Source organism: Rhodovibrio sodomensis, from assembly GCF_016583645.1.
Classification (GTDB): domain Bacteria; phylum Pseudomonadota; class Alphaproteobacteria; order Kiloniellales; family Rhodovibrionaceae; genus Rhodovibrio; species Rhodovibrio sodomensis.
In genome coordinates this window covers 7501-19002 of sequence record NZ_NRRL01000082.1, presented here as the reverse complement: position 1 = coordinate 19002, position 11502 = coordinate 7501, and the positions used below count along the sequence as shown (strand labels likewise).

General features: G+C 70.3%; 8 protein-coding genes (1 of these 8 only partly in view). 4 read left to right on the top strand and 4 right to left on the bottom strand.

The genetic code is table 11. The features are described from left to right. Positions 1–240: 240 nt before the first annotated feature. Positions 241–1296 (bottom strand): MaoC family dehydratase, encoded by a 1056-nt coding sequence (locus CKO28_RS20050; RefSeq protein WP_200342594.1) that lies wholly within the window; start codon positions 1294–1296, stop codon positions 241–243. A gap of 37 nt (positions 1297–1333) precedes the next feature. Continuing rightward, a complete protein-coding gene (locus CKO28_RS20045; RefSeq protein WP_200342593.1) occupies positions 1334–2218 on the bottom strand; it encodes an HpcH/HpaI aldolase/citrate lyase family protein in 885 nt (294 codons plus the stop codon). 208 nt (positions 2219–2426) lie between these two features. Here CKO28_RS20045 and pdxY point away from each other — a divergent pair, with 208 nt between their 5' ends. From pdxY to CKO28_RS20030, 3 genes are all read left to right on the top strand, one after another. Continuing rightward, the gene (gene pdxY / locus CKO28_RS20040) at positions 2427–3272 is read left to right on the top strand and encodes a pyridoxal kinase PdxY (protein WP_200342592.1); all 846 of its coding nucleotides are present in this window, start codon (positions 2427–2429) and stop codon (positions 3270–3272) included. A 106-nt stretch (positions 3273–3378) separates the two neighbouring features. Further along, positions 3379–3588 carry a hypothetical protein gene (locus CKO28_RS20035; protein ID WP_200342591.1) on the top strand — a complete coding sequence of 70 codons (210 nt, stop codon included), beginning with the start codon at positions 3379–3381 and terminating at the stop codon, positions 3586–3588. Between the two features lie 283 nt (positions 3589–3871). Further along, the gene (locus CKO28_RS20030) at positions 3872–6559 is read left to right on the top strand and encodes a GNAT family N-acetyltransferase (protein WP_200342590.1); all 2688 of its coding nucleotides are present in this window, start codon (positions 3872–3874) and stop codon (positions 6557–6559) included. 455 nt (positions 6560–7014) lie between these two features. On the opposite strand, the gene CKO28_RS20025 is transcribed toward CKO28_RS20030, so the two are convergent. Beyond that, positions 7015–7785 (bottom strand): MOSC domain-containing protein, encoded by a 771-nt coding sequence (locus tag CKO28_RS20025; RefSeq protein ID WP_200342589.1) that lies wholly within the window; start codon positions 7783–7785, stop codon positions 7015–7017. A gap of 465 nt (positions 7786–8250) precedes the next feature. On the opposite strand from CKO28_RS20025, the gene clpB reads away from it, so the two are divergent. Further along, positions 8251–10917, top strand: a complete 2667-nt coding sequence (gene clpB, locus CKO28_RS20020; RefSeq protein WP_200342588.1) for an ATP-dependent chaperone ClpB — start codon at positions 8251–8253, stop codon at positions 10915–10917. Positions 10918–11016: 99 nt separating this feature from the next. Here clpB and CKO28_RS29185 read toward each other — a convergent pair whose 3' ends face one another. After that, positions 11017–11502, bottom strand: partial view of a peptidoglycan DD-metalloendopeptidase family protein gene (locus CKO28_RS29185; RefSeq protein ID WP_200342587.1) — the 3' end only. 897 nt of this gene lie beyond the right edge of the window; 486 of the gene's 1383 nt are visible here — the last part of the coding sequence; its start codon lies off the right edge, out of view; the stop codon is at positions 11017–11019.

Below are 11502 nucleotides of genomic sequence, written 5' to 3'. Positions count from 1 at the left end.
CTGAGGCTGCTGATCGCTCACAATCTTGCGCGCCTATTGCCTCGATGTCCTTGTTGTCACCGCGCTATCGAAACGCCGATTCGCACCGAAACAGCGCCAACTCCACTTCGTTTGTGACGCAGTAAGAATAATGGCTTCACCTTTCAGCATCTTGCTCCAGGGGAGGAGGGACCACGGGCGCGAATGCCGCGGGCAACCTCCTCTCCTCCCAGCGGAGGAGAGGGGACTGCATCGCCGCCGCTACGCGCGCCTGGGGATCAGGACGGTGTAGTCCAGGTCCAGGATCACGGACGGGTCGTAGTTGCCGTCCGCGTCGGTCAGCGGGTGGTCGGCGCAGGGCCGGTCCTTGGTCGCGATGGTGCGCAGCCGCAGCGCGCCGACGTCGCCGCGGCCGGGCAGGGCCATCGTCTCCAGCACGTCCGACCAGGCGTAGACCGTGTCGCCGGCGAAGCAGGGCTTGGTGTGCCGGCCGGCGTTGATCGCGGCCACCTTGATCGCGTTGCCCAGGCCGTTGAAGCTCAGCGCCCGGGCGATCGAGATGACGTGCCCGCCGTAGACGATCCGCCGGGCGAACCGGCCCTGCGACTCCTGGTGCTGGTTGAAGTGAACGCGCGCGGTGTTCTGGTAGAGGCGGGTCGCCATCTGGTGCTCCGCCTCCTCGACCGTCATGCCGTCGACGTGGTCGATCCGCTCGCCTTGGACGAAATCCTCGAACAGGTGCGGCTGGCCGGTCAGGCCGGTGTCGAACTTGGCGAAATTGGTGTTGGCGGGCAGCTCCAACTGCGCGGCCGGCACCGCCTCGGCCAGTTCGGGCACGTGCGGCTCGGGCGCCGGACTGTCCGGATCGCGTTTGCGCACCATCACCCAGCGGACGTAGTCCAGCACCGGCGTGCCGTCGGCCTTGGCGCCGCGGGAGCGGACGTAGACCGTGCCGGTCTTGCCGTTGGAGTTCTGCTTCAGCCCGATCACCTCCGAGACGGTGGAAAGCGTGTCGCCCGGATAGACCGGCTGGCGGAACACCCCCTCCGCATAGCCGAGGTTGGCGATCGCGTTGAGCGAGATGTCGGGCACCGACTTGCCGAACACCAGATGGAACGCGAGCCAGTCGTCCAGCGGCAGGCCGTCGTACCCGACCTCGCGCGCGGCCGCCGCGGAGCTGTTGAGGGCGAAGCGCGCCCCGGTCAGCGACAGGTAGAGCGCCTGGTCCCCCTCGGTCACCGTGCGCGGGGTGGCGTGGCGCAGCTCCTGGCCCAGCCGGAAGTCCTCGAAATAGTTGCCCTGGATCTGCTTGGTCATCTCGGCGGCTTGGCGTTCCCGCGCTTGGCCGTGCGAGTCAGGCTGCATGGCGGTGCTCGATCGCTTCCGCCAGCGCGACGACCCGCCGGGCGTTCTCGACGTGAAGGGTTTCGATCAGTTGACCGTCCAGAACGGTGAGCGCGCGGCCTTCGCGCATCGCCTTGGCGTGCGCCTCGATCACCTGGTGGGCCTGGTCGATCTGCGCCTGCGACGGCGCGAATGCGCGGTTGGCGGCCTCCACCGTCTTGGGGTGGATCAGCGTCTTGCCGTCCATGCCCAGTTCACGGCCCTGGCGGCACTGCGCTTCCAGGCCCTTGGCGTCGTTCAGGTCCAGGTGCACCCCGTCGACGATCGCCCGGCCGTAAGCGCGCGCGGCCAACACGCACCAGGACAAGGCGCCGACCACCGGGGCGCGGTCGGCGGTGTGCTCGGCGAACATGTCCTTCACCAGGTCGCTGGTGCCCATCACCAGGACCGACAGCCGGTCGCTCGCGGCGGCGATCTCCTGGGCGTTGAGCACGCCCCTGGGCGTCTCGATCATGGTCCAGATCGCCATCTCCCTGGGCGCGCCGGCGGCGTCCATGCGCGCTTCCAGGTCCTGGACCATCGCCGCGCTCTCGACCTTCGGCAGCAGCAGGGCGTCGGCGCCGCAGGCCGCGGCCGCCGTGACGTCGTCCGGTCCCCAGGGACCGTCCAGCGCGTTGACCCGCACGGCGAGCTCGCGGTGGCCGTAGCCGCCGTGACGTACCGCCTGCACCACCTGGTCGCGCGCGCTTTCCTTGGCGTCGGGTGCGACCGCGTCCTCCAGGTCGAGGATCAGCGCGTCGGCGGCGACGGTCTTGCCCTTCTCCAGCGCCCGGGCGTTGGACCCCGGCATGTAGAGCACGCTGCGTCTGGGACGCGCGGCCGGTTGGTCGGTCATGCGTGACACCTCCTTGCATTCCTGATCGCGCCGCCCGGCTGCGAGGCCGCAACGCGCAGTCGGTTATGCTGCACTGCGGCATTCCTGGCGCGACTATAAACGACGTGGCCCACGTGGCAAGGTGGCGGCGACCCGCCCGCCGCCGCCCGGGTCCGCCGGAACCGCAGCGCCTGCCAACACCCGAAAATCAGGACCGCGTAAAGCCGCCATGCCCGTGCTTTGCTTCAATTCCCACGTCGCCTATGGCTACGTCGGCAACGACGCCGCCGGCTTGTGCCTGCGCCGGCTGGGGGTGGAGGCCTGGCAGATCGACACGGTGGCCCTGTCCAACCACCCGGGGTACGGCGCCTGCACCGGGCGCGTCGTGCCGGCGGCGGACCTGCGGGCGCTGGTCGACGGCGTGGCCGCGCGCGGCGTGCTGGCCGGAACCGACGCGCTGCTCAGCGGCTACCTTGGCGCCGCGGATCAGGCGGCGGTGGTGGCGCACGCCGCGCGCAGCCTGCGCGCCGCCAACCCGCGGGCGCTCGTGATCGCGGACCCGGTGATGGGCGACAGCGGGCCCGGCCTCTACGTCGGGCGCGAGGTCGCGCAGGCGCTGGCCGCCACGGTCGTGCCGATGGCCGACGTGGTGACGCCGAACGCCTTCGAACTCGGCTGGCTGACCGGCCGCACGGTCGCCGGCCGGGACGACGCGCTCGCGGCCGCGCGCGAGCTGTTGGCGATCGGGCCCGATCTCGTGATCGTGACCTCGATTCCGGAAGGTGCCGACAGCCTGGGCCTGCTGGCGGTCACCACGGACCGCGCCTGGGCGCTCAGCGTGCCGCGCCTGACCTTCCCGGTCGCGCCGAACGGCGCCGGGGATGCCCTCGCCGGGCTGGTCGCCGCGCACCTGACCCGCGGCGCCGGCCCCGACCAGGCGCTTGCCGCCGCCGGCAACGCGATCCACCGCGTGCTGGAGGCGACGCGCGACGCCGGCCGGCGCGAACTCGCCCTGCCGGCGGCGCAGGACGCGCTCGTCGAGCCAGGCACGCGGTTCGCGGTGACGGCGCTGTAGCCAACCGGGGTTCAGGCCGGGCGCCGGAGGCACCACCTGGACGGTGACGCGGCACGCCGGCGTGCCGCCGTTGAACGGCCGTGCGGGTCAGGGCTGGAGGCAGGCGATGGACTTCCGGGAATTCGCCGGCTACGCGGCGGGGACCGCGTTCGTGCTGGGCGGGGCTGCCCTGGCGCTCGGGGTGGTGATCGTGGTGCTGAGCTCGGTGCCCGTGCTGCTGCTGATCTTCCCGATCAGCCTGGGCGCGCTCGCGCTGTTCATGCTGATCGGCTACGTCCGCCACCGCCAGCACCGTCAGCGCCGCCGGCGGTCATGAAGCCCCGAGGCATCCCACGCCCGGCGCCGTCTGTTGCCGCCGCGTTACGGCGCCGCAACATGCACGTTGCAGGCTTGCCCCCGGCCGAAAGCGCCCTTACGTTGTGCGGTGCAGCAAGGCCGTCGAGGGCAAGGTCGCGGCAGGTTCAGGCAACCGTCCGCCTGCGTCTTGCCGTCTCCTGAAAAGGCCGGAGCGAAATCTTTCAAGGCCGATTCGGCCGCCGGGCATGTCGCGCTGGCCGGCGGCCCGGTGCGCAGGCGCAAGCGAGAGCGGGAGGCGCGCGGTGAGCATCCGGAACCTGGACAAAGCCTTCAAGCCGCAGTCCGTGGCGCTGATCGGGGCGAGCACGAAGGCACACTCGGTCGGCCAGGTGGTGGCGAAGAACCTGTTCCACAGCGGGTTCGACGGTCCGATCATGCCGGTCAACCCGAAGCACCGCTCGATCGAGGGCGTGCTCGCCTACAAGTCGGTCGCCGAGTTGCCGATCGTGCCCGACCTGGGCGTGATCGCGACCCCGCCGGACGCCGTCGCGGAGACGGTGCGCGCGCTGGGCGAGAAGGGCACGCGCGCGGTCGTGGTGCTGACCGCCGGATTCGGCGAGGGCGGCAACGCCGAGGGGCAGAGCCGCCGCCAGCAGCTGCTGGACGCCGCGCGCCCCTATACCCTGCGCATTCTGGGACCGAACTGCGTCGGCGTGATGCTGCCGGACCTCGGCCTCAACGCCAGTTTCGCGCACATCTCCCCGAACAAGGGCAACCTCGCCTTCGTCACCCAGTCCGGGGCGATGGTGACGGCCATGCTCGACTGGGCGACGCCGCGCGGCATCGGCTTCAGCCACGTCGTCTCGCTCGGCGACATGAGCGACGTCGACTTCGGCGACACGCTCGACTACCTGGGCAACGACCCGAACACCCGCGCGATCCTGCTCTACGTCGAGGCGATCACCGACGCGCGCAAGTTCATGTCCGCCGCGCGCGCGGCCAGCCGCACCAAGCCGGTGATCGTGATCAAGGGCGGCCGCTTCGCCGAGGGCGCCAAGGCCGCCAGCTCGCACACCGGCGCGCTCGCCGGCTCCGACGCGGTCTACGACGCCGCGTTCCGCCGGGCCGGCATGCTGCGGGTCTACGACCTGCACGAGCTGTTCGACGCCGCCGAGACACTGGCGACCGCGCCCACCATCAAGGGCGACCGCATGACCATCCTGACCAACGGCGGCGGTCTGGGCGTGCTGGCGACCGACGCGCTGATCGGCGGCGGCGGCAAGATGGCCGACCTGTCCGACGAGACGATCCAGAAGCTGGACCAGGTGCTGCCAGCCACCTGGTCGCGCGGCAACCCGGTCGACATCATCGGCGACGCCCAGGGCAAGCGCTACGCCGACGCGCTGCAGATCCTGCTTGAGGAAAAGAACTCCGACGCCGTGCTGGTGATGAACTGCCCGGTCGCGGTCGCCGATCCGAAGGACGCGGCGGACGCGGTGGTGCGCACGATCGGCGGCCGGCGCCGGCCGGTGTTCACCGCCTGGCTGGGCGAGGGCGCGGCGCGCGAGGCGCGCAGCCTGTTCGCCGAGCGCGGCATCCCGACCTACGACACGCCCGAGGAGGGGGTGCGCGGCTTCCTGCACCTGGTGCGCTACCGGCGCAGCCAGCACGAGCTGATGGAGACCCCGCCGTCGATCCCCGACCAGCGCCCGGCCGACACCGAAAGCGCGCGCGCCGCGCTCAGGAAGGTGCTGGAGGACGGGCGCGAATGGTCCAGCGAGCCGGAGGCCAAGCAGATCCTGAAGGCCTACGGCGTGCCGATCGTCGACACCCGGATCGCCGGGGACGTCGAAAGCGCCGTCGCCGCGGCCGACGAGCTCGGCTATCCGGTCGCGATCAAGGTGATCTCCGGCGACATCACCCACAAGTCGGACGTCGGCGGTGTCGAGCTCGGCCTGGAAAACGCCGAGCAGGTCCGCCACGCCGCCCAGCGGATGCAGCACACCATCCAGGAGCTGCGCCCGGACGCGCGCCTGGACGGCTTCTCCGTGCAGCAGATGGTCAACCGGCCGGACAGCCACGAGCTGATCGTGGGCGCGACCGAGGACGCGCAGTTCGGCCCGGTCATGATGTTCGGCCACGGCGGCACGGCCGTCGAGGTCCGCCGCGACCAGACGCTGGCGCTGCCGCCGCTCAACATGAACCTGGCCCGCGGGATGATCGAAAGCACCCGCGTGCACGGCCTGCTGCAGGGCTACCGCGGGCACCCGAAGGCGGACATCGACGCCGTCGCCCGGGCGCTCAACATGGTCAGTCAGTTGGTGATCGACTGCCCGGAGGTGGCCGAGCTCGACATCAACCCGCTGCTCGCGGACGAGCACGGCGTGGTCGCGCTCGACGCCCGGATCAAGGTGCAGCAGCCCAAGGTCGCGGGCGCCGAACGGCTGTCGATCAGCCCCTACCCGAAGGAACTCGAGCGCACCCAGCCGCTGAGCGACGGCACGCCGGAGTTCCTGCGCCCGATCACCCCGGAGGACGAGCCCGCACTGCGCGCCTTCTTCAAGCGGATGACGCCGGAGGACATGCGCCTGCGCTTCTTCTCGCCGATGAAGGAGCTCAGCCACGCCTTCGCCGCGCGCCTGACCCAGATCGACTACGACCGGGAGATGGCGATCGTCGCGGTCAAGCCGGACGACGACGCGGACATCCACGGCGTGGTCCGGATCACCTGCGACCCCGACAACATCGAGGCGGAATACGCGGTCGCCGTGCGCTCCGACCTGAAGGGCCGCGGGCTTGGCTATCTGTTGATGCAGGAGATCATCGGCTACGCCCGGAACCGCGGCGTCCGCCGGATCACCGGCGACGTGCTGGCGGAAAACCGCGCCATGCTGCAGATGTGCAAGGACCTCGGCTTCCAGTCCAAGCACGCCCCCGACGACCCCCAGCTGATCCGCGTCCAGCTGGCGCTGGAGCAGGCGGCGGAGTAGCGGGCGGCGGGTCGTCGGCCCCGAGCCATTCGCACGCCAGTGCCGTGCCTCGACCGCCGACGCCGCGGGTCCCCTCTCCTCCACTGGGAGGAGAGGGTCAGGGAGAGGAGGTAAGCACGCTCTCGGCCGCGGGCACCCTCCTTCCCTAGCCCCTCCTCCCATTAGAGGAGGGGAATCAGTTGGGGGGCGCCTGAATCTCTCACGGGCTCGGTTAGTGGCTCAGGTAGGTCCCGGCGAATACCAGCCAGGGGGAGGCCAGCATCAGGCTGGCCAGCAGCACGTAGGTCGTCATCAGGGCCTGGGCGATCATGGCGGGCACTCCCGTCCTCGGCGGTACTGCCTGCGCCTGGGGTCACCATCACGTTAACGATACTGACGTAGGCGCTCGCGCCCGGCGGTGACGGCGGTCACAGGGTGACGGCGCCGGTCGGACTTTTCCCAAGGACCGGATGGGGCTACCCGCCAGCCACCGTCACCGTATCCCCCACGGCGATCTCGCCGCCCGTTTCCACGGTGGCGAAGACGCCGCAGTTGATGTCGCCGAAGCCGCGCTGCAGGGCTTTGACCACCTTCATGTCGCGCTCGCCGGTGTCGGGGTTCACCTCGGTCGCGGCACAGCGGTCGATTTCCTCGCGGACCGCCAGGACCGCGTCGCCGGCCCGCAGGCGCTGGCCCGGCCAGGCGCGTTCGACCCAGGGCGGCAGCCCCTCCAGGTACAGGTTCGCGCGGAAGCGTCGGGGGTCGACGGTGCGGCCGACGACGCGTTCCAGGTCGCGCAGGCTGGCGAGGTTGATGATCGAGATCACCGGCTCCGGCTGGTCGCTCAGCACGCGCGCGCCCGCATCCACCACCTTGGGCGTGCCGCCCGCCTCGGCGCTCAGGAAGGCGGCGAAGAACTGGCCCAGCATCATCCGGCCCATCGGGTCGGACAGCACCGCCTGGGTAACCTGCCGGCCCTTGCGGTGCAGGGTCAGGCGCGTGGTCTCGGCGTCGTACCGGGCCTCAAGCTGCGCCAGCCGTTCGTCGCGCATCAGCGAATGGAAATGCGTCTTCTTCATCCACTGCGGATCGGCGGTGTCGATCGGCGTGGTCGGGCGGGCGATCGCGAAGCGGCGGTCGTGCGGGATCTGCCGGCCGGCCTCCAGCGTCACCCGGTCCAGCGGGTCCGCCGACAGGCCCTTCACCGGATAGCGGCACAGCCGCGCGATCTTGCCAGTGGTGCTCAAGGCGCGGGTTCCTTCGCCTGACTTCCGTGCGACAGCGGGGGCCGCCCCGACAACACGCCCCCGACAATTCCCCGCCTCCAGTGGGAGGAGGGGCTAGGGGAGGAGGCGCCACGGGCCGAATGCCGCGGGCAACCTCCTCTCCCTGGCCCTCTCCTCCCACTGGAGGAGAGGGCATGACGATTCGGAGAGGTAACCGCGCGCGTGCGCGGCCTGTCAACGCGGGCGGCGCCGGCGGCGCCCGGCAAGTGCGGCATAACGCCGGCCTGTCACACGCCGGCACTGTCTTGTGTGGCAAACAGGCAACACCATATCGAAGACTCGGCTGACGGCGGTCGCGCACGATCGCGGGCCGCCGGCACGCCGGACGACGCGCCGCACGCCGCGAACAGACGGGTGCGGACGCCCCTTTGACACCATCGTCGCACGCCACGTTTCACATCAGGGTGCGATCGAGGAGGGCACGAGATGGACTTCGAGAAGTACACCGAACGCGCGCGCGGGTTCGTGCAGTCCGCCCAGGGACTGGCCCTGCGCTCCAACCACCAGAAGCTGACGCCGGAGCACCTGCTCAAGGTGATCATCGACGACGAGCAGGGGCTCGCCGCCAACCTGATCAACAAGGCCGGCGGCGAGGCCCGGCAGGCGGAGACGCGCGTCGACGCCGAGCTCGGCAAGATCCCCAAGGTCGAGGGCGCGGGTGCGGGGCAGATCCACCTGACCCCGGAACTGGCACGGGTCTTCGAGCAGGCGGAGAAGCTGTCCCAGAAGGCCGGCGACTCTTACGTCTCGGTCGAGCGCGTCTTGATGGCGATCGCCATGAGCGCGAAGGAGACCGCCGCCGGCAAGGCGCTGACCCAGGATGCCGGCGTCTCCCCGCAGGCGCTGAACAAGGCGATCGAGGAACTGCGCGCCGGCCGCAAGGCCGACAGCGCCAACGCCGAGGACCAGTACCAGGCGCTCGACAAGTACACCATCGATGTCACCCAGAAGGCCAAGGACAACAAGCTGGACCCGGTGATCGGCCGGGACGAGGAAATCCGGCGGACCATCCAGGTGCTGTCCCGCCGGACCAAGAACAATCCCGTCCTGATCGGCGAGGCCGGCGTCGGCAAGACCGCGATCGTCGAGGGGCTGGCCCAGCGCATGGTCAACGGCGACGTCCCCGAATCGCTGCGCGAGAAGCGGCTGCTGTCGCTCGACCTCGGCCAGCTGGTCGCCGGCGCCAAGTACCGCGGCGAGTTCGAGGAGCGCCTGAAGAGCGTGCTGCAGGAGATCGCCCAGTCCGAGGGCGAGGTGGTGCTGTTCATCGACGAGCTGCACACCCTGGTCGGCGCCGGCAGCGCCGAGGGCTCAATGGACGCCTCGAACATGCTGAAGCCGGCGCTCGCGCGCGGCGAGCTGCACTGCATCGGCGCGACCACGCTCAACGAGTACCGCAAGCACATCGAGAAGGACGCCGCGCTGACCCGGCGGTTCCAGCCGATCTACGTCTCCGAGCCGGGGGTCGAGGAGTCGATCGCGATCCTGCGCGGCCTGAAGGAGAAGTACGAGCTGCACCACGGCGTGCGGATCGCCGACAACGCCCTGGTCGCCGCCGCGCAGCTGTCGGACCGCTACATCACCGACCGCTTCCTGCCCGACAAGGCGATCGACCTGGTCGACGAGGCGGCCAGCCGGGTGCGCATGGAGGTCGACTCCAAGCCCGAGGAGATCGACGAACTGGACCGCCGGATCATCCAGCTGAAGATGGAGGAGGCTGCGCTCAAGAAGGAGAACGACAAGGCCTCCAAGGACCGGCTGGAGAAGGTCACCAAGGAAATCGCCGATCTGGAGGAGCGCTCCAAGGCGCTGACCGAGCGCTGGCAGGCGGAAAAGCAGAAGCTGGCCGGCGCGCAGAAGCTCAAGGAAGAGCTCGACCGCGCGCGCGGCGAGCTCGAGCAGGCCCAGCGCCGCGGCGAGCTGGAGCGCGCCGGCGAGCTGATGTATGCCACGATCCCGGATCTGGAGCGCCGGCTGAAGGCCGCGGAGGCCGCCGAGGAGCGTGGCGACGCCAGCGGCGAGCCGGAACAGGACAGCCTGCTGGTCAAGGAGGAGGTCACCGACAACGAGGTCGCCGCGGTGGTCTCGCGCTGGACCGGCATCCCGGTCGAGCGGATGCTCGAGGGTGAGCGCGACAAGCTGCTGCGCCTGGAGGACGAACTGCACAAGTCGGTGATCGGCCAGCACCAGGCGATTCAAGCGGTCAGCCACGCCGTCCGGCGGGCGCGGGCCGGGCTGCAGGACCCGAACCGGCCGATCGGTTCGTTCATGTTCTTAGGTCCCACCGGCGTGGGCAAGACCGAGCTGTCGAAGGCGCTCGCCCGGTTCCTGTTCGACGACGAGAGCGCGCTCCTGCGCCTCGACATGTCGGAGTACATGGAGAAGCACTCGGTCAGCCGGATGATCGGCGCCCCGCCCGGCTACGTCGGCTACGAGGAGGGCGGCGCGCTGACCGAGGCGGTCCGCCGCCGGCCCTACCAGGTGATCCTGATGGATGAGATCGAGAAGGCGCACCACGACGTCTTCAACACCCTGCTGCAGGTGCTGGACGACGGCCGGCTGACCGACGGTCAGGGCCGCACGGTCGACTTCCGCAACACCGTGATCATCCTGACCTCGAACATGGGCTCGGAGATCATCGCCCAGAACGCCGCCAGCGGCGCCCAGGGCATCGAGAGCCCGCAGGTCCGCGACCAGGTGATGGAGATCGTGCGCAGCCAGTTCCGGCCGGAGTTCCTCAACCGGCTGGACGAGATCCTGATCTTCCACGCCCTGACCCGGGAGGAGATGAGCGGAATCGTCGATATTCAGGTGCGGCGCCTGCACGACATGCTGGCCGACCGGAACATCCAGCTGGAGCTCGACGAGACGGCCAAGCACTGGCTGGGCGAAGCCGGCTTCGACGCGGTCTACGGCGCCCGCCCGCTGAAGCGGGTGATCCAGCGCCAGCTGCAGAACCCGCTGGCGGAGAAGCTGCTGCGCGGGGAGATCGGGGACGGCACCACCGTGCGCGTCAGCGCCGACGACTCCGGCCTGACGATCCAGGCCGGGGCGCGCGCGGGCGCCACCGCCGCGCAGGCGGCCGCCGAGTAGCCGCCGCCAGCCCGGCGGCTTCACGCAAAAACGCCCGCCGGGACGGCCCCGGCGGGCGTTTCGCGGTGACGCGCCCGGACGTTGGCGATCGAGCGCGCGTCAGCAGCCGTCGCCCTGCGGGCAATTGATCTTGGCGACCTTGGTGCCGGTGTCCGGGATGCGCTGGCGCAGCCGGTCGATATCGGCCATCGCCTGCTTGAAGCGGTCCAGCTCGGCCCCGGTCAGGGTGCGCCCGGTCGGCAGCTCCAGGCTGCGCGGATTGACCGGTTCGCCGTGCTTGTGGATCTCGTAATGCAGATGCGGGCCGGTCGACTGGCCGGTGTTGCCGACGTAGCCGATCACCTCGCCCTGAGCGACCCGGTCGCCGCCGTCCAAGCCCTTCTTGAAGCCGCGCATGTGGGCGTAGGCGGTCATGAAGCCGTGGCCGTGGTCGATCTGGATATAGTTGCCGTAGCCGCCGTTGTAGCCGATCCGCTCGATCCGCCCGCTGCCGCTGGCGTAGATCGGCGTGCCGCGCGGGGCGGCGAAGTCGACCCCCTCGTGCATCCGCGTGTAGCCCTTGATCGGATGCTTGCGCATGCCGTA